Annotated in this window: 7 protein-coding genes; 5 read left to right on the top strand and 2 right to left on the bottom strand. The window is 68.3% G+C overall.

Annotation, left to right across the window (positions count from 1 at the left end; translation table 11 throughout):
• The first annotated feature begins 113 nt into the window (after window positions 1–113).
• The 4 genes from PX52LOC_RS04725 to PX52LOC_RS04740 all read left to right on the top strand — a co-directional run bounded on the left by PX52LOC_RS04725 (window position 114) and on the right by PX52LOC_RS04740 (window position 16,311).
• Window positions 114–530 carry an SRPBCC family protein gene (locus PX52LOC_RS04725; RefSeq protein WP_149109010.1) on the top strand — a complete coding sequence of 139 codons (417 nt, stop codon included), beginning with the start codon at window positions 114–116 and terminating at the stop codon, window positions 528–530.
• A complete protein-coding gene (locus tag PX52LOC_RS04730) occupies window positions 530–1,906 on the top strand; it encodes an efflux RND transporter periplasmic adaptor subunit (RefSeq protein WP_149109011.1) in 1,377 nt (458 codons plus the stop codon). The genes PX52LOC_RS04725 and PX52LOC_RS04730 overlap by 1 nt, the downstream gene beginning before the upstream one ends.
• A 27-nt stretch (window positions 1,907–1,933) precedes the next feature.
• Window positions 1,934–5,452 (top strand): efflux RND transporter permease subunit, encoded by a 3,519-nt coding sequence (locus PX52LOC_RS04735; protein WP_149109012.1) that lies wholly within the window; start codon window positions 1,934–1,936, stop codon window positions 5,450–5,452.
• Window positions 5,453–5,967: 515 nt separating this feature from the next.
• Entirely contained in the window at window positions 5,968–16,311 is a 10,344-nt protein-coding gene (locus PX52LOC_RS04740) for a DUF11 domain-containing protein (RefSeq protein WP_149109013.1), read from the top strand.
• 70 nt (window positions 16,312–16,381) lie between these two features.
• Here PX52LOC_RS04740 and PX52LOC_RS04745 read toward each other — a convergent pair whose 3' ends face one another.
• The gene (locus tag PX52LOC_RS04745) at window positions 16,382–18,280 is read right to left on the bottom strand and encodes a serine/threonine-protein kinase (RefSeq protein WP_149109014.1); all 1,899 of its coding nucleotides are present in this window, start codon (window positions 18,278–18,280) and stop codon (window positions 16,382–16,384) included.
• 189 nt (window positions 18,281–18,469) lie between these two features.
• On the opposite strand from PX52LOC_RS04745, the gene PX52LOC_RS04750 reads away from it, so the two are divergent.
• The gene (locus PX52LOC_RS04750) at window positions 18,470–18,847 is read left to right on the top strand and encodes a hypothetical protein (RefSeq protein WP_149109015.1); all 378 of its coding nucleotides are present in this window, start codon (window positions 18,470–18,472) and stop codon (window positions 18,845–18,847) included.
• Here PX52LOC_RS04750 and PX52LOC_RS04755 read toward each other — a convergent pair.
• A complete protein-coding gene (locus tag PX52LOC_RS04755; protein ID WP_149109016.1) occupies window positions 18,844–19,866 on the bottom strand; it encodes a WD40 repeat domain-containing protein in 1,023 nt (340 codons plus the stop codon). The two genes, PX52LOC_RS04750 and PX52LOC_RS04755, sit on opposite strands and share 4 nt — an antisense overlap.
• Window positions 19,867–19,956: the final 90 nt, after the last annotated feature.

The following is a 19,956-nucleotide window of genomic DNA, read 5'->3' on the forward strand; positions in this document are numbered from 1 at the left end:
AGTTGCACCCGAGATTGAGCGCCACTCATTTCTTCCCGCAGCCCGCCCGCACGTGAATGCCGGTTCTTCCTTCTCTTCCGCGGTGGCCCCGTGGCTTGCCGCGAAGGCCGAACATGTGGCAGCACACGCTCGTAACGACAACCGACGTGCCGGCTCCGTGGCTGGAAGCGGTGGTCAAGGACATTTGGAACTGGTCGGTCTGGCAGGCGGACGGCGAAGCCCCGGTGCTGCCCCGCTCGCCCGTCCGACTCGTGCAGGAGCAATCGTCGGGCCGGTACACGGTCGTCACCGCGGGCCGGTTCGCGGAGATGACGACGACGTATGAGTTCGAGCCGACGCCCGCCGGCACGCGGGTTCGAGTCGCGGTCGAAATTGGCGGCCTGACCGGCTTCCTCTTCGCCCCGGTGGCGTACCGCCGCGGGCAAGGTTTGTCGAGTCACGTGCGGCGGTTAGTGGCCCGTGCCCGAGCGGTCGCCGGCTGGTCTGACGAATCCCGATCCCCGAACACCCCGAGCGTGAGAGAGAACTAATGTCCGCATGGCTCGTCCGGGCTTTTTCGACAGCCCGTAGCGTGTTCCTCGTCGGCCTCGTCCTCGCGGTGGGAGGAGGGGCCGCGTACCTGGCGACGAAGGCCCCGGCCAAGTCGCCCGCCCCGTCGGTGGCCGCACCGAACGCCGCGGAACCAGAGAAGGTTCAGCGCGTCGAGAAGGACATGCTCGTCGTGCCCGAGTCGATCGCGCACAACATCGGCCTGCAAACGGTCGCCGTCACCCCGCGAACGCGGTCCCGGCCGTTCCCGCCGCTGCAAGGCACACTCGCCCTGGACACCAACCGCCTCTCGCGCGTCCACTCGCGGTTCGCCGGCGAGGTGATGTCGCTCGGCCAGACGACGGTTCCCACGATGGCATCGTTCTCGTCGGAACCCGCGCCGACGACCACCCGCACGTTCACCGTCGGCGACACGGTTCACAAGGGCGACCTGCTCGCCGTGGTGTGGAGCAAAGACCTCGGCGAGAAAAAGAGCGAGCTGGTGGACGCCGTCTCGCGGCTGCGGGCTGACACAATCACCTATCGGAACTTGGAAGGGGCGTACAAGGACGGCACCGTGCCCGAGCGGAGCTTTCGCGACGCGGAGCGAATCGTCGAGGCGGACCGCATCGCCGTCGAGCGGGCCGAGCGGACGCTGCGGACGTGGCGACTGACCGAGGACGAGGTCGCGGCCGTGCGGCAGGAAGGCGAAAAGTTCACGGCGAAAGTCGGCGAGAAGAAGGCGAGTCTCGGCGAGTGGGCCCGTGTCGAAGTGCGGGCACCGCAGGACGGCATGATCCTCGAAAAGAACGTCGCGGCCGGCGACATTGTGGACACCACCGCCGATCTGTTCAAAGTCGGCGACCTGTCGCGGCTGGTAGTGTGGGCACACGTGTACGAGGAAGACCTGCCCGCACTGGAAGCCCTGCCGAAGCCGATCCGCTGGGTGGTCAAGGTTCCCTCGCGGCCGGAGGAGAAGTTCGCCGGCACCCTCGCTCAGATCGGCTCGGTCATCGACCCGAACCAGCACACGGCCCTCGTTACCGGCTCCGTGGAGAACCCCCACGGCGAGTTGAAGGTCGGCCAGTTCGTGACCACCTGCCTGGAGTTCCCGGCCCCGAACGGGGAGATCGAACTGCCGGCCGCGGCCGTCATCGAAGACGGTCGCGAGAGCGTGGTGTTCGTCCGGGCGGAAGGGGCGGCCAACCGCTACCACCGCGTGTCGGTGCGGGTCGCCAGCCGGTTCCACGACATCATTTGCGTGCGGGCCGAAGGTAACGTCCGCGGCGGCGATCAGGTCGTCACCACCGGCGCGATCCTGCTCCGCGACGCAATGGACGTCCTCCCCGCCCCTGAAACGGTCGCCGTGCGGCCGTAATTTCCTGAACCTCCGCCCGAGGAAGTTGTGGTCAAGAACTGGATTTCGTGGGCCGTCGCGAACCCGCTCATCGTGATGATCCTGACGGTCGTGTTGGCCATCGGCGGCGGGTACGCCTTCGTTCACGTCAACATCGAAGCCTACCCCGACCCCGCCCCCGCGATCATCGAAGTCGTCGCCCAGTTCCCCGGGGCCAGTGCCGAGGAAGTCGAACGGCAAGTCACGGTGCCGCTGGAAGTGGCCCTCGCCGGGATGCCGGGGCTGGACACGACGCGCAGCAAGTCGCTGTTCGGCCTCAGCCACATCCGCAACCAGTTTACCTACGCCCGGGAGTACGAGCAGGCCAAGCAGGACGTGCTGAACCGCCTCGCGTCGGTGAACCTGCCGGCCGGCGTCACGCCGCAGATTTCCCCCGCCTCGCCGATCGGCGAAATCCTCCGCTTCACGATCAAGAACCCGAAAGACCCGGTCACGGGGAAGCCGATCTACACCCTCTCGGACCTGAAGGCGACGCAGGAGTACGTGATTCAGCGGGAACTCCTCCGCGTGCCGCGGGTCGCGGGCGTCACCGGGGTCGGCGGGACGATCAAGCGGTACGAGATTCAGCCCGACCCGGACCGCCTCCGGCAGTACGGCGTCTCGCTCGCACAACTCCAGACGGCCGTCGGCAACTCCAACGCCAACGGCAGCGGCGACAACCTCACGCAAGGCCAACTCACCATCGTCGTTCGCTCGCTCGGCCTGTTGGGTAACGGCCAAGACCCGCAACAGCAGACGCTCGCGATGGCCAACGCCCGTACGGCCGCCGAGTACCTTCGCAGCGAGGAAGCCCGCCGCTGCCGCGAGATTCGGCAGGTCGTGGTGGCCAGCGTGAACAACGTGCCGGTCCGCGTCGATCAACTCGTGGACGGCGGCCCATGCCTGAACGCCGACGGCAGCCCGCGCGTCGACGACGGCCGCCTCGTAACACGAGGCGTCGTCATCGGCTACCAGACCCGCCAAGGCCGCGTCGGCTTCAGCAAGCCGCATCTGGACGCCGACGGCAATCGCACCTTCAACCCCGACGGCTCTCAGGTTTGGGACGACGAAGACGACGTGGTGCAGGGGATCGTCCTGCTCCGCAAGGGGCAGGAGTCGCTGCCCGCCCTCAAGGACGTGCTGGCGAAGGTCGAGGAGCTGAACCAACCCGGCCACCTGCCGCCGGGGATGCAACTCGCCACCTTCTACAACCGCACGACGCTCATCGACAAGACCACCGAGACGGTCCACGAGAACCTGCTCGTCGGCATGGCCCTGGTGACGACGATCCTGCTCATGTTCCTCGGCAACGTCCGGGCGGCCGTCATCGTGGCCCTCAACATCCCGCTCGCGCTGCTGTTCGCGTTCGGCGTCCTCCTCGCCCGCGGCAAGTCGGCTAATTTGCTGTCCATCGGGGCGGTCGACTTCGGCATCATCGTCGACTCGTCAGTCATTATCGTCGAGAGCATCTACCGCAACCTGATGCGAACCGACGACGCCGACCGGCCGATCGAAGACCGCATCCTCGCGGCTTGCGGGCAGGTGACGAAGAGTGTGTTCTTCGCCACCGTCATCATGGTGTGTGCTCTGCTGCCGCTGTTCACGATGAGCGGCCCGGAAGGGCAAATCTTCGGCCCGATGGCCGACACGTATGCCTTCGCCCTCGGCGGCGCACTCATCCTGGCGATGACCGTCTCGCCGGTGCTTTGTTACCTGCTGATGAAGCGGTTGAAGCCGAAGCCCGACAACGTCCTCGTCCGGGCGTTGCAGTGGATGTTCCTGGTGCAACTGCGGTGGCTGTTACACGTCCGTTGGCTCGCGCTGGCCGGATTCGTCGGGGTGCTGACCTTCACCGGGGTGCTGGCCGCGAACATGGGCCGCGAGTTCATGCCGGAACTGGAGGAAGGCAACCTCATGGTCCGCGGCACGTTCCCGGTGAACGTCGCGCTGGGCGAGGTTTCGGGGCGGGTGAAGCAACTCCGCAAGGTGCTGCAACAGTTCCCCGAGTTCGCGGTGATCGTCCCGACCATCGGCCGACCGGACGACGGCACCGACCCGACCGGATACTACAACTGCGAGACGTTCCTACCACTACGCTCCGAGGCCGACTGGCCGGTGGACCCGAAGCGCGGCCGCCCGCGGAAGAAGGCCGAGATGGTCCACGACCTGGAAGAAGCCCTCGACGCGAACTTCCCCGGTGTGGACTTCGACATCTCGCAGATCATCCGCGACAACGTAATGGAAGCCCTCTCCGGCGTGAAGGGGGAGAACTCGATCAAGGTGTTCGGCCCGGACCTCGACGTGCTGGAACAGACGGCCGCCAACATTCGCGACACGCTCAACGGCGTGCCGGGCGTGCAGAACGCCGGCGTGTTCCGCGTGCAGGGGCAGTCGAGTCTGGAGTTCCCCGTGGACCGGCAGAAGTGCGCCCGGTGGAACGTGTCGGCCGCCGACGTGCAGGCCGTGATCCAGTCGGCCGTCGGCGGGCGGGCGGCGACGCAGATGCAAGAGGGCGGCCGCCTGTTCGACGTGACGGTCCGCTGGCCGGCCCGACTGCGGGCGGATCAGGAGTCGATCCTGGCGATCCCGGTGCCGGTCGGCGGTAATCAAGTGACGGCCGGCAATCAGTTCGCGCTCGCCCCGACGCCGGCGAGTGGCGGTGCCATCGGCCTGTCGCCTATCGGAACGACAATGGCGCTCCCGTCACCGACCGGCGACGCCTACAACGCCCCGAACGTCTCGACCGGCACGCCGGTCCGCCGGTTGAGTGACCTCGTCACGCCACTCAACGCGAAGGGACAACCCGACGAGGCGAACGGCTCGTTCCTGCGGCCGGGGGCCAGCACGATCTACCGCGAGCAGGGGCAGCGGCTCATCGCCATCAAGTTCGAAGTCCGCGGCCGTGACCTCGCGTCCACGGTGGCCGAGGCGCGGGCGAAGGTGGACCCGTTACTGAAGGTGCCGTACCGGGCCGAGTGGAGCGGCGAGTTCAAGCAGATGGAAGCCGCCGAGGGGCGGATGGCCAAGATGTTCCTCGTCTCGCTCGTGCTGATCGTGCTGTTCCTGTACCTCGCGTTCCACAACTTCCTCGACACGCTCGTGGTATTGGCGAACGTGCTGGCAATGGGCATCGGGGGCGTCTGGGCACTGCGTCTGGCCGGCCTGAACTTCAACATCTCGGCGGCGGTCGGCTTCATCTCCGTGCTCGGCGTGGCGGTGATGAACGGCCTGCTGTTCGTCTCAGCGTTCAACGGGATGCGGGCGCACGGCGTGCCGCTGAACGACGCCCTCCTCCGCGGCACCCGGCAACTGGTACGGCCGGTGGTAATGACCGCCCTCGCCGCGATTCTCGGCCTGCTGCCGGCCGCCCTCTCAACGAAGATGGGGTCGGAATCGCAGAAGCCGCTGGCCGTTGTCGTGGTGGGCGGGATGCTGTTCACCATTGTGGCCCTGAACCTCGTGCCGGTCCTCTACAGCTTCTACGGCCGCCGCACCCCGCCCGCCGGTGCCGGGGACATGGCGCACTGATCGGGCGAAAGTCGGTCGGCCGAGTCGAGGCCGACCGACCGACTTCCGCCCGGGTGGATTTGGGAACTCCCCCGCGATTCGCAGGTCGGTCAACCTGACAGAGTCGCAATTGATCGCGTTGTTCGCCGTAGCAGAAGTAATCGTCCTTGGATGAATCGGCGAACGCGCCATTCCGATCCGCTGACACGATCACGTCGCAAAAAATTGAAGAAGATCTAAAAGGGTCAGGTTCTCCACCGGGATGATATTCACTCTGTCGCGGCTAACACTTTTCCTTCAAATTTTCGCCGACAACGGACTTCGATAACTTCTCGACAAACGCCCGGCGATCGGCCTTCCTATTGAACCGGGTGAAAAGTCAGTAGCCGGACGAATAATGGCAATAAAGCCGAGAATTTGTAGGATTTCCGGACAACTTCCGTCGCTGTCACCTCGCGACCTGAGCTACGTACAAACGCCGTCACTTTTGATCGACGGCTTTATTCCCGATCTCCTTTTCCCGCACCCCCAACACCATGATCGACTTTCGCAAGCTTAACGCCCAGCGACTTGTGGCCGGCGCGTCTCCCCGTCGCCGCACTTCGCAAAAGGCCGTCCCGTCGTCGATCGCGGTGACGCAGTTGGAGGACCGCCTTCAGCCGGCGGCCCCGATCCAGTTCTTCTACCTGCCGTTGCCCGAACAGCCGACCCTCGCCGCCCTGGAAGTCCTCGGCACCGGCAGCCAGGGTAGCGACATGACCAGCCTGACGGCCATCACGACGACCGAGACCGGCACGACGATCTACTACGACCAGTGGGAAGACGGGTACGAGACGAACCTCGCCAGCCCCACGCAAGCGAGTACGCAAATCTGGGGCGACGGCAACGACGCGAACGGCATCGCCCCCGGCTTCGCCAACGACCCGGCCGTCCTTCCCGCCGGGACCGTACTCGAACTCCGCAACGACATCCCGGCCAAGCCCCGGGTGCCGGGCAACTTGTTCTTCGACGGGTCCGACCGGGTCGGGGCCGACAAGACGGTCGCCATCTCCCGGGCCCAGTTCCCGGTCACCGGCGGCTCCGTGATCGGGGCGACGGTCGAGACGCGGGACACGCGGTACTACGACACGGCCTTCACGTCGCCGGTCGGCACCGACACGGCGAACGCATCGAACATGTTCGACTACGCGCAGCTGTTTGTGATGGCGGCGCAGGACAACACGCTCGTCGAGATCGACGCGAACCACGACGGCACCTACGAACAGGCGGTGACGCTCAATCAGGGGCAGAACCTCGTCTCGGCCAGCAACATCTTGCAAGGGGCCAAAGTCCGCGCCAGCAAGCCGGTGCAGGTTGACCTGATCACCGGCCCGATCAACTCCATGTACGCCGCCCGGACGTACGCCCTGTTCTCCGACAACCAGTTGGCCAGCGACTACTTCACCCCGGTCGGCACGGTGAGCGGGACCGACGCGCAGGGCAAGTCGCACGCCGACCCGGTTTGGCTGTTCGTCCAGAACCCGAGCACGACGGACACCATCACCGTCCAGTACGAGACGCAGTCGGCCTCGGGCACGGTGGCCGTCCTCGCCCCCGGCGCGTCCGGCCGGTTCGTGGTGCCGGGCGACACCGGCACGCGGCTGTTCACCCCCAACAACAAGAAGTTCGCCGCCCTGGGCGCGCACGACGCCGGCGGCACCGTCCACGACTGGGGCTTCAGCCTCCAACCGATTAGCGCGCTGTCGCAGATTGCCGTCGTCGGCCTCGGCGTCGGCGACAGCAACGACCCGCCGACGTCGAACACCAGCCCGATCTGGGTGACGGCCGCCCGGCTGAGCGGGGCGGCCACGACCTCGGTGGTGTACGTCGACTACGACGGCAACCCCGCCACCGGCCCGCTGACCGACCCGATGGGCAACCACTACAACGTGGCCTACACCCTCAACCGGTTGCAGGCCCAACGGGTCGCGGACCCGGACAACAACAACTCCGGCATGCGGCTGTACACGCTCGACGGGGCGCTGATCAGCACGGCCTGGGGCGAAGGCCCGACCGCCCTCCAGGGCGCGCCCGGCTTCGACGCCGGCACCACGATCCCGGCCCTGGCCGTGCCCGAGTTCTACAAATTCGTCGACTTCGCCCCCGGCGGCGACGTGAACAACGACGGGTACTACAATTCCGGCGACGTGCTCCGGTACACGCTCCGCATCCGCAACATCGGGTCCGACCCGATCAGCAGCGCCCTCCTGACCGACGCCCTGCCGACCGCGTTCGTCACGTACGTCGCCAACTCGACCGTCGCGAACTACGGGTTCGGGCCGACGGCGGTCACCGACGACGGTACGGGCAGCGCCTTCCCGCTCGACGGCAGTGGCTACACGGTCACGCCGATCGCGGTCGGGGCGACGATCACGGTTTCCTTCAACGTGGTCGTCAACGGCGGCCTGCCCGCGGGCACCACGACCGTCTCGAACAGCGGCCTCCTCAGTTACGACGTGTTCAACCTGCCGGCGGTGGCCGACGCCACCGTCCGCGGCACGATCGGCGACACGGTCTTCCGTGACAACAACGGCAACGGCGTCCAGGACCCCGGCGAACCCGGCATCGACGGGGTGACCGTCAATCTCGTCCTCGACGCGAACGGCAACGGGTCGATCGACGGCGGCGACACGGTCGTTGACTCGGCGGTCACGGCCGGCGGCGGGTTCTACCGCTTCGTCGACCTGTCCGAAGGCAAGTACATCGTGGACGTGACCGACACGGCGAACAAGCTCACCGGGGCCGCCATCACCGGCGGCACCGCCCCCCGGGCGGTCACGCTCGGGGCGGGGGCGAACTTCGACACGGCCGACTTCGGCTACCAGTACCGGACCGACCTGCAAGTGACGAAGACCGACGGCCGCACGACGGCCGTGCCCGGCCAGGCGGTCACGTACACCATCACCGTGACGAACGCCGGCCCGCTCGTCGCGAACGGGGCGACCGTTACGGACACGCTGCCGGCCTCGCTCACTGGCGCAACGTGGACCGCGTCCTACAGCGGCGGCTCGTCCGGCCCGATGACGGGCAACGGCAGCATCAACGCCACGATCAACCTCGCCGTCGGCGGGACGGCAACCTTCACCGTGACCGGGACGGTGGATTCCACCGCGACCGGCACGCTCTCGAACACGGTGACGGTCACGCCGCCGGCCGATCTGGGTGACCCGACGCCGGGCAATAACTCGGCCACCGACACCGACACGTTAACGCCGATCGCCGACCTGAGCCTGACTAAGACGGTCAACAACACCACGGCCAACGTCGGTTCGAACGTCGTCTTCACCATCACGGTCAACAACACCGGCCCGTCGGCCGCGACCGGCGTCACCGTGGGAGACCTGCTTCCGACCGGCGTGCAGTACGTCGGCGACAACAGCGGCGGCACCTACAACCCCGTCACCGGCACCTGGACCATCGGCAACCTCGGCAGCACCGGATCCGCGACCCTGCAAATCACGGCCACGGTCCTAGCGAGCGGCAACTACACGAACTACGCCCAGGTGACGGCCAGCACGGCGGCCGACCCGGACTCGACGCCGAATGACAACTCGACGAACCAGGACGACGACGACAGCGTGACCCTCACGCCCACGCCCGTTGCGGATCTGAGCCTGACGAAGACGGTCAACAACGCCACGGCGGCCATCGGCACGAACGTCGTCTTCACGATCACGGTCAACAACGCCGGCCCCTCGACGGCCACCGGCGTCGCGGTCCGCGACCTGCTGCCGAGCGGCCTTCAGTACGTGTCGGACAACTCCGCCGGGGCCTTCAACTCGGGCACCGGCGTCTGGACGATCGGGAGCATCGCCAACGGCGGCAGCCGAACCCTTCAGATCACGGCCACCGTTCTGGCAAGTGGCAACTACACGAACTACGCCCAGGTCAGCGCGAGCGGCACACTCGACCCGGACTCGACGCCGAACAACGGACAGCAAGCCCCCGACGAGGACGACGACGCCAGCGCGACCGTTACGCCGACGCCGGTCGTGGACGTGAGCCTGACGAACACGGTGAACAACCCCACGGCGAACGTCGGCACGAACGTGGTGTTCACGGTCACGGTGTCGAACGCCGGTCCCTCGACCGCGACGAGTGTCACCGTGCAAGACCTGCTGCCGACCGGCGTGCAGTACGTCAGCGACAACAGCGGCGGGAACTACAACCCCGCCACCGGCATCTGGACCGTCGGCGCTCTTCCTCTCAACGGCATGGCCACCATTCAGATCACGGCCACGGTCCTGGCGGCCGGCAACTACACGAGCTACGCGCAAGTCGCCACCACCGCCGAGCAGGACAGCGACTCGACGCCAGGCGACAACTCGACGAACCAGGACGACAACGCCTCCGTCGCCCTCACGCCGACGCCCGTCGCGGACTTGAGTCTCACGAAGACCGTGGACAACGCGACGCCGGCCGTCGGCACGACCGTCACCTTCACGCTCGTCGTGATGAACGGCGGCCCCAGCCCGGCGACCGGCGTCCAGGTGCAAGACCTCCTGCCGGCCGGCCTGACCTTCGTCTCGTCGTCCGACGCCAGTTACAATCCGGCCGCCAGCGACAGCGTGTGGGACATTCCGTCCATCGCCAGCGGCGGCTCCGCGACCTTGACCATCGTCGCCCGCGTCAACGTCGCGTCGGCGGGGTCGATCACGAACTACGCCCAGGTCATCGCGTCCAACGAACTCGACCCGGACTCGACGCCGAACAACGGCCCGCGGCTCCCGGACGAGGACGACGACGCCAGCGTGACCTTCACCCCGACGGCGATCACCGTCGGCGACACGGTCTTCTTCGACGTGAGCGGCGACGGCACTCAACAAGGGAGCGAACCCGGCATCGCCGGCGTCACCGTCACCCTCACCTACCTCGGCGCGAACGGCGTCCCCGGCGGCGGCGACGATCAAGTCTTCACGGCCTTGACCGATTCGAACGGCCACTACAGCATCACCGACCTCCCGGCGGGCAAGTACACCGTGGCCACGTCGGGCCTTCCGACCGGCGTCACGAACCAGACGCTCGGCTTTGCCACGCTGACGCTCTCCGGCAGCCGTAACGACATCGACTTTGGCTTCAACGGCCCCGGCCAGATCGGCGACCGCGTCTTCCTCGACGTGAACGGCAACGGCCAGTACGACGCGGGTGAAGGCCTCGACGGCGTGACCGTCACGCTGACCGGCGACCTCACCGGCGACGGCACCAAGGACACCCTCACCGTCGTGACGGCGAACGACGGCCTCTATCAGTTCTCGAACCTCCGCACGCCGCCGGCCGGCTTGCCGTACACGATCGTGATCGGCACCGCCGGCCTGCCGGGCGGCGTGACGAACACGGCCGACCCGGACGGCGGCACGCCGAACCAGGCGAACATTACCCTTACCGCCGCCAATCCCACCACAAATACTCAGGACTTCGGCTATCAGGGTTCGGGTTCGATCGGCGACCGTGTGTTCCTCGACTTGAACGGCAACGGTGTGTGGAACCCCGGCGAGGGAATCACCGGTGTGACCGTCACGCTCACCGGCGACGTGGACGGCGACGGCGTGGCCGAATCGTTCTCGGCCGTCACCGACGCCGACGGCTTCTACCAAATCGGCAACCTGCCGGTGAACAACCCGGCCGGCAAGATGATTACGTACACGGTGGCCGTGAACCCGTCGGCCTTGCCGACCGGGATCGCGAGTTCCGTTGACCCCGACGCCATCGCGGACGGCTCGACGATTTTCAACCTGTTGGTCAACCCGACCCGCACGGACCTCGACTTCGGGTACAAGGGGACGGGCACGCTCGGCGACCGCGTGTGGGTCGACGCCAACGGCGACGGCGTGCAGGGGCCGGCGGCTTCCGAGCCGGGCTTGCCCGGCGTCGGCCTGACGCTGACGTACTTCGGACAGGACGGCGTCTTCGGCACGGCCGACGACATCACCACCACCTCGGCCACGAACCAGGCAGGCACCTACGGCTTCGCGAACCTGCCGGCGGGCAAATTCCGGGTCGCGGTGAATCCGGCCACCCTGCCTGGCGGCACCGTGGTGACAGCCGATCATGACGACGCGCCGGCGTTCCCCGCGACCCTCGACGGGTCGGCGAACGTCGTGTTGACGGCGGGACAGACCCGTTCCGACGCCGACTTCGGGTACCGCGGCCCGGGCAGCATCGGCGACCGCATCTTCCTGGACCTGAACGGGGACGGCGCGTGGAATCCCGGCGAGGGCATCACCGGCGTCACCGTCACCCTCACCGGCGACCTGAACGGCGACGGCACGCCCGAGGCGTTCACCGCCGTCACCGACGCCGACGGTTTCTACCAGTTCCCCGGCCTGCCGGTGAACAACCCGGCCGGCAAGATGATTACGTACACGGTGGCCGTGAGCCCGTCGGCCCTGCCGACCGGGATCGCGAGTTCCGTTGACCCCGATGCCGTCGCGGACGGCTCGACGACTTTCAACCTGTTGGTCAACCCGACCCGCACGGACCTCGACTTCGGGTACAAGGGTACGGGCACCCTCGGCGACCGCGTCTGGGTCGACGCCAACGGCGACGGCGTGCAGGGCACGACCGCTCAAGAGCCGGGGCTGCCGGGCGTCGGCCTGACGCTGACGTACTTCGGCCAGGACGGCGTGTTCGGCACCGCCGACGACATCACCACCACGACGACCACGAACCAGGCGGGCACCTACGGCTTCGCGAACCTGCCCGCCGGCTCGTTCCGCGTGGCCGTCACCCCGGCGACGCTGCCGGGCGGCGTTACTCCGACGGCCGACCGCGACGATAGCCCGACGTTCCCGGTGGCCCTCGACGGGGCGGCGAACGTCGTGTTGACGGCGGGACAGACCCGTTCCGACGCCGACTTCGGGTACCGCGGCCCGGGCAGCATCGGCGATCGCATCTTCCTGGACCTGAACGGGGACGGCGCGTGGAATCCCGGCGAGGGCATCACCGGCGTCACGGTTTCACTGACGGGTGATCTCAACGGCGACGGCACGCCCGAGGCGTTCACCGCCGTCACCGACGCCGACGGGTTCTATCAGTTCCCCGGCCTGCCGGTGACCGACGCGGCGGGGAAGGCGATTTCGTACATGGTCACGGTCAGCCCGGCCAACCTGCCGGCGGGCGTGACGAACGCGATCGACCCGGACGGCACCGCGGACAACACGACGACGTTCGACCTGTCGGCCAACCCGACGCGGTCCGACCTCGACTTCGGGTACAAGGGCACGGGCGTTCTCGGCGACCGCGTCTGGATCGATGCCAACGGCGACGGCGTGCAAGGACCGGCGGCTTCCGAACCGGGGCTGCCCGGCGTCGGACTGACGCTGACGTACTTCGGCCAAGACGGCGTCTTCGGCACGACCGACGACATCACCACCACCACGACCACGAACCAGGCAGGCACCTACGGCTTCGCCAACCTGCCGGCCGGTTCCTTCCGCATCGCGGCGAATCCGGCAACGCTGCCGGGCGGCGCCGTGGTGACGGCCGACCGGGACGACACCCCAGCCTTCACGCCCGCGCTCGACGGTAGCGCGAACGTCACGCTCACCGCGGCACAAGTTCGCACTGATGTGGATTTCGGCTACCGCGGCCCCGGCGCGATCGGCGACCGCATCTTCCTGGACGTGAACGGCGACGGCACGTGGAACCAGGGCGAAGGCCTTGCCGGGGCGACCGTGACGCTGACCGGCGACGTGAACGGCGATGGCACATCGGAGACGTTCACCGTCGTGACCGACGCCGACGGGTTCTACACCTTCGCCGGCCTGCCGGTGACCGACCCCACGGGGAAGGCAATCACCTACACGGTGACCGTGAACCCCGCTTCGCTCTCGGCCGGCTTGACGAACGCGGTTGACCCGGACGGCACGCCGGACAACGCGACGACGCTGACCCTGACGGCCAATCCGACGCGCAGCGACCTCGACTTCGGCTACCGCGGACCGGGCAGCATCGGCGACCGCATCTTCTTGGACCTGAACGGCGACGGCGTGTGGAACCCGGGTGAAGGCATCACCGGCGTCACCGTCACCCTCACCGGGGACGTGGACGGCGACGGCAGCGTCGAGACGTTCTCCGCCGTCACCGACGCCGACGGCTTCTACCAGATGGGCAACCTGCCGGTCAACGACCCGAGTGGCAAGGCGATCGCGTACACGGCCGCGGTCAGCCCGGCGAACCTGCCGGCCGGCGTGGCGAACGCGAGTGATCTCGACGGCACGCCCGATGGCACGACGACGTTCAACCTGTCGGCCAGCCCCGTCCGCACGGACCTCGACTTCGGGTACAAGGGCACGGGCGTTCTCGGCGACCGTGTCTGGATCGACGCCAACGGCGATGGCGTGCAAGGGTCGGCCGCTCAAGAGCCGGGGTTGCCCGGTGTGGGCCTGACGCTGACGTACTTCGGCCAGGACGGCATCTTCGGCACGGCCGACGACATCACCACCACGGCTGTGACCGGCTCGACGGGGATGTACACCCTCGCCAACTTGCCGGCCGGTTCCTTCCGCGTGACGATCGACCCGGCATCGCTGCCGACGAACGTCACCCCGACGGCCGACCGCGATGACTTCACGCCGGCCCTCGACGGAGCGGCGAACGTCACCTTGACCGTTGGCCAATCGCGCAGCGACGTGGACTTCGGCTACAAGGGGGCCGCGACCGTCGGCGACAGTATCTTCGTCGATCAGAACGGCAACGGCGTACAAGACCCCACGGAGCCGGGCGTTCCGGGGGCCACGGTGAACCTCCAGTGGGCCGGGCCGGACGGCGTCCTCGGCACGGCTGACGACCAGACCTTCCGCACGACCACCGACGCGACCGGCTTCTATGCTTTCCCCGGCCTGCCGGTATTCGGAACCAGCGACCCGTACCGCATCACGGTGACGCCGCCGCTCACGGGGTTAAACCCGACAGCCGACCCGGACGGGGTTGCGACGCCGAGCGTGGCCGACCTGTCGATCCCGGCGAACCTGCCGTTCGACACGGCCGACTTCGGCTACGACGGCCGCGGCCAAACGCTCGGCGGCTCGGTCTACACCGACCTGAACGGCAACGGCGTCCGCGACGCGGGCGAGCCGGGCATCGCGGGGGTGACGGTTCGCCTGTCCGGGACGAACGTCTTCGGCAGCCCGGTCGTCGATCCGGCCACCGGCCTCGCGTACTACGAAGCCACGACCGATGCGAACGGGCAGTACACGTTCACGAACGTCTTCCCCGGCACGTACACGATCACCGAACTGCAACCGGCCGCGTACACCGACGGTGGCGAGGCGGCCGGCACGCTCGGCGGCACCGTCACCGATGATCGCGTCAGCGGCATCGTGGTCGGCGTCGGCTCGACCGGCACCGGGTACAACTTCGGCGAGAACCGGCCGTCGTCGATTTCCGGGACCGTGTACCGCGACGACAACGCCAACGGCGTGCAGAACGCGGGCGAGCCGGGCATCGCTAACGTGCGGGTGACGCTCACCGGCACCGACGACCGCGGCAACCCGGTGTCGATCACCGTCGTCACCGACGCCGCCGGGAACTACACGTTCGCCGGGCTGCGGGCCGGGACGTACCGCATCGCCGAGCTTCAGCCCGCGGGGCTGGATCAAGGGCAAAACTCGATCGGTTCGGCCGGCGGCCAACTCGCGTCTACCGACAACCTCGACTCGATCGTCTTGGGGGCGGGCGTCGCCGCGGTGAACTACCAGTTCGCCGAGACGAACCCGGTCCGGCCGTCGGCCGTCGCGCCGCTGCCGCCGCTATCCCCGCCGCCGGCCCCGGCCACGGAGATCAGCAAGCGGGACTTCCTGGCCAGCACGCCGGCCGCCGCGGCCCAGACGACGGTCAACGTGCGGACGACGCCGAACTTCACCGCCCTCGGGTCGATCAACACCAACCGGCCGTTGCAGTTCCTCTCGACAGCCGAGGGCGTCGGCGGGAACCTCGTCCGCGTCTTCGACCTGACCGACGGCCAGGAACGGTTCCGCTTCGAACCGTTCCCCGGTAACCCCGGAGGGGTGCGGGTCGCCACCGCCGACGTGAGCGGCGACGGCATCCCGGACATCATCACGGCGGCCGGCCCCGGTGGCGCGCCGCGGGTCATCATCTACGACGGCCAAACGGGAGCCGTGCGGCAAGACTTCCTCGCGTTCGAATCCACCTTCACCGGCGGGTTGTACGTGTCGGCCGCCGACCTCGACGGCGACGGTCAGGCCGATCTCGTCATCTCGCCGGACGTCGGCGGCGGCCCGCGGGTGCGAATCCTCGGCGGCGGCGACCCGACCCGCGTGGTGGCCGACCTGATGGGCATCGACGATTCGAGCTTCCGCGGCGGTGCCCGAACGGCCGTCGCCGACATCGACGGCGACGGCACGCCGGACGTGGTCGTCGGGGCTGGCGTGGGCGGCGGGCCGCGGGTCGCGGTCTGGGACGGCCGGTCGCTCCTCGCCGGAGCCCCGACGCACCTGGTCGCCGACTGGTTCGCGTTCGAGAGTTCCTTGCGGAACGGCGTCTACCTGACGGTGGGCGACGTGGACGGCGACGGCAAGGCCGACGTGATCGCGGGGGCCGGCCCCGGCGGCGCGCCGCGGGTGATCGCCTTCTCGGGTGCGGGCCTGATGGCCGGTCAAGCGACGCTGGTGGCGAACTACTTCGTCGGGAACACGACCGACCGCGGCGGCGTGCCGGTCGCGGCCGTGGACCTCGACGGCGACGGTAAGACCGAAGTCTTCACCGGGGCCGGTACGGGTTCGACCCCGATGGCCCGGTTCACGAACCCGCGGACCGGCCAGGTGATCGACGAGTTCGCCGCCGAGAACCTCGACTTTGTCGGCGGGATTCAGGTCGGATAGTGCTTCACCGCAAAGGGGTTGGCGACCGCCGCTCCCTCACCTCCACAGGGAGGTGAGGGAGCGGCGGTTTTTATTCGTACTCGTAAAGGACCATGGACTTGCTGACCACGAAGTACCCGATCCAGACGATCTGCGCTAACGCCCGTGCCCACCACGGCCCGCCCCGCCCGGCCACCCAGATCGCGAACGCCGTCAGCGCGAGAAGCCCGGCGTAGGCCGGCGGGTACTGCGGCTTCATTCCGTACCACAGCGCCCGGTTGAGCAGCAAGAAGGCGTGGATGGCGAACACCACCACCGGCACGCCGATCTCCAGAAAGAGCGGGAGGATGATCGGCCGAAGCCCTCGTGTTCGCAGCAGCCCGCCGGCGGTCGCGATCAGGCCCACGGCGATCGGGACGGTCAAGGTGACTGCCAGGACCATCCCGGTGACAATCGCCCACGGGAGGTGCATCAACAAGTCGTTGTGGATCTTCGCCGCCAGAAACGCCCGCCGCTTATCGGCCGGCAGGCCGGCCAGCGCTGGGTGCGTGGCCAATGCGCCGGCGTCCGGTTCGGCGAGCAGGGCCATGTCGTCCACGACCGGGCGGACGGCGACCGAGTACGTTCCCCACCAGGCGTACGAGACGGTGAAGAACGTGACGGCGGAGATTAACCCGGTGAGTACACCGGCGGCGAGGTCGGCCGAGCGGCTCCGCGGGCGGACCAGGATGGCGGTCGCAAGGAGGATCGCCGGGACGAGCAAGGACGTAAGCCCCTCGGCCACGTTCAGGAACATGAACGACACGCTGTCCCCGCCCCCGTCTGGGGCGGCCCCGGTCAGCCGTTCGAACTTGGCCCGGGCCTCGGGCACCTTCCGCCCGAACATGTCGAGAAACACGTTCGCCCCGCCGGCCGCCCCGCTCAACACGCCCCCGGCCACGGTCCACCCGGCCGACCCGAAGTGCTGCCGGGTCCAGAACCGGACCATCGTCCCGAGCGACGGCGGGCGGACGGAAACCGGCTCCCCGGTCGCGTACCGCCGCAGGTCGTCGGCCAGGGCCGCGGCCGTGGGGTAGCGGCCACGGGGGTCTTTCTCCAGGCACTTCAGGCAGATCAACTCCAGGTCGCGGGGAACGTCGGGGGCACGCTTGCGGACCGCCTCCGGGATTTCCTTCACGACCTGGAGGACCACCGACATCGCGGTTTCCCCGCTGAACGGCACGGTCCCGGTCAAGCACTCGTACAGGATGACGCCGAGCGCGTACACGTCGGCGGCCGGCCCAACGAACTTGGTCTGCCCGGCCGCCATGTACGCCGGCGTCCCCATCACGGCGTTGGTGTCGGTCAGGTCGGACCGGCCGCCCTGCTTGGCCAACCCGAAGTCGGTCACCTTCGGCTCGCCGGCCTCGTCGAACAGGACGTTCCCCGGCTTGATGTCCCGGTGGACGATCCCGTGGTCGTGGGCCGCCTGAATCCCGCGGGCGATCTTCTCGACCATGACCGCGGCGGCCTCGGGGGTGAACTTCCCGGCCCGCCGGATGGCCGCGGATAGGCTCCCGCCGTCGAGGTACTCCATCGTGAGGTACGGGCGGTCGAAGGCGTCGTTGAATTCATACACCTGGACGACGTTCGGGTGCCGGATCGAGGCCACCGCTTCCGCCTCGGCCAGGAACCGGGCGAACTCCCGCCGGTCGGCGTACCCGCCCGCCAGGACCATCTTGAGGGCGACGACCCGGTTCAGCCCGACCTGTCGGGCCTTGTACACGACGCCCATCCCGCCGCGGCCGAGTTCTCCCAGGATCTCGTACCCGGGCACGGTGTCGCCCGATCGCGATTCTCCCGCCGCCCGGCCGGTGGGGCTTCCCGAAACGATGAACGGCGCGGTGCTCGCCGTCGGCGGGGTGGATTGAACCATCGTCTGATCGACGGGCACGTCCGCGGGCGGGTCCGTTTGGGTAACGGTTCGATCCGGCGGGGACGTGTCGCTCATTCAGTATCTCCTCCCGGGCCGGCGGTGGCAGTTCGCATGACGGTCAGAACCCACAGCCTCGGCACAAGACAACGTACCAGACCGGCCGAACCCGACTTTCCGAACCCGTCACCCGCCGCACGGTTTACCGCGCGGGTATCTTTTCCCCGACCCTTAAATATTACCCCGGCACCCGACCAGGACACGAGTATGTTCTCACCGCTTCGGTTGGCCGCGCTTGCCTTCGTGCTGGCGTGCGGGCTGCCGCTCCCCGTGACGGCCGCCGGGCGGTCGCATGGGCCAACGGATTGTCCGTGGTGGCGGCCCTGCGGCCCGGGCGAAACTTACGGCGGGAACAAGCGGGTTCCCCAGGGGGCGTTCGGGGCCGACGCCCGGCCGGCGTGCGAGAAGCACGACCAGTGCTACCGGGACGCGGTCACCGGCCGGAAGATTTGCGACAAGGCATTTCGCGACGACCTGCGCTCGGCCTGCGAGAACTCGCGGCACCCGTGGGCGTGCAAGCGAGCGGCCGGCTTGGGCTACGTGGCGGTGCGGGTCGCCGGCCGGTCGTCTTACGGCACGCCTTAGTTTACCTTCAGCGCCCGCACGCCGCCGTCGGCATCGCCCACGGCGAGTGTTTTGTCGTCGGGTGCCCACCCGAGAACCGTCACTCCCGCGTCGCCGCCGTTCGTGCCGACGAGCGGGCCTTTCTTGTTCGCCGGCTGCCACAGAAGGACGCGACCGTCCGGCCCGCCGGACGCGAGAAGGTACCCGCGCCGCTGCCACGCGACGGCCGAGAGCGGTTCCTCACCGCAAGGCAGCATTTGCGGCTTGCTCCCTTCCGGCCCCTTCCCGCCACAGTCCCACACGCACACGGCCGAACTGCCGCCGCACGCGAGGTACCGCGACGAGGCGTCCCACGACAGTTCGCGGACCTTCGTGGCGTAGCCGCTCATTTGCAGCGGCGAATCGGGGCGGGCCGTGTACCAGAAGTGGATCGTCGCGTCCTGGTTGCCGTGGGCGAGCATCGCGCCGTTCGGCGACCACGCGATTGCCAGCGGTGCCCCCTTCCAGGCGAAGTCGAGGACGGTGTTGCCAGTGGCGATGTCGTACAACCGCACGCCGCCGTAGGCCGCGACCGTCACTTGCGATCCCCGCCACGCTAGGTGGGACACCGTGGACTTGTGATCGGCGAACTCTCGCACCATCTCGCCAGCCGCATCCCACACTCGGACCTTCTTGCCGGCGGCCGACGCGAGGTGCGAACCGTCCGGGCTGAACGCGAGGCGTTCGACCCACGGCGACCCGCCGTCAAAGGCGGCCCGCTCTTGCCAGAGGGCGGCGTCCCAGACGCGGACCTTGCCGTCCTGCCCCGCCGTCGCGAGCAGTTCGCCGGTCGGCTTCCATGCGACGGCCATCGTGCCATGCGTGTGCCCGGCGAGCGTGGCGACCGGCTTCCCGGTGGCGTCGAAGACATGAACGGGGCCACTCACGGCGGCGGCGGCGAGGAACTTGCCGTCGGGCGACCACGTGAGGCCGATGACGTGGTCCGGCACTCGGGCGGCCCACGTCGGGCGAAGGCGGTTGTCGGCAGATTTCGGGGGCATGACTTTATTTGAAGGCGAGCGGCCCGGCGTAAGCGGGCCGTGTCTTGATACGCAGAGACACGGCCCGCTTACGCCGGGCCGCTCACCGAT

This window comes from Limnoglobus roseus (genome assembly GCF_008254045.1).
In the GTDB taxonomy this organism is placed as follows: domain Bacteria; phylum Planctomycetota; class Planctomycetia; order Gemmatales; family Gemmataceae; genus Limnoglobus; species Limnoglobus roseus.

Excerpts from the sequence above, each read along its gene's own strand:
- PX52LOC_RS04725 (WP_149109010.1), top strand. The coding sequence starts at position 114 with ATGTGGCAGCACACGCTCGTAACGACAACCGACGTGCCGGCTCCGTGG.
- PX52LOC_RS04730 (WP_149109011.1), top strand. The coding sequence starts at position 530 with ATGTCCGCATGGCTCGTCCGGGCTTTTTCGACAGCCCGTAGCGTGTTC.
- PX52LOC_RS04740 (WP_149109013.1), top strand. The coding sequence starts at position 5,968 with ATGATCGACTTTCGCAAGCTTAACGCCCAGCGACTTGTGGCCGGCGCG.
- PX52LOC_RS04745 (WP_149109014.1), bottom strand. The coding sequence starts at position 18,280 with ATGAGCGACACGTCCCCGCCGGATCGAACCGTTACCCAAACGGACCCG.
- PX52LOC_RS04750 (WP_149109015.1), top strand. The coding sequence starts at position 18,470 with ATGTTCTCACCGCTTCGGTTGGCCGCGCTTGCCTTCGTGCTGGCGTGC.
- PX52LOC_RS04755 (WP_149109016.1), bottom strand. The coding sequence starts at position 19,866 with ATGCCCCCGAAATCTGCCGACAACCGCCTTCGCCCGACGTGGGCCGCC.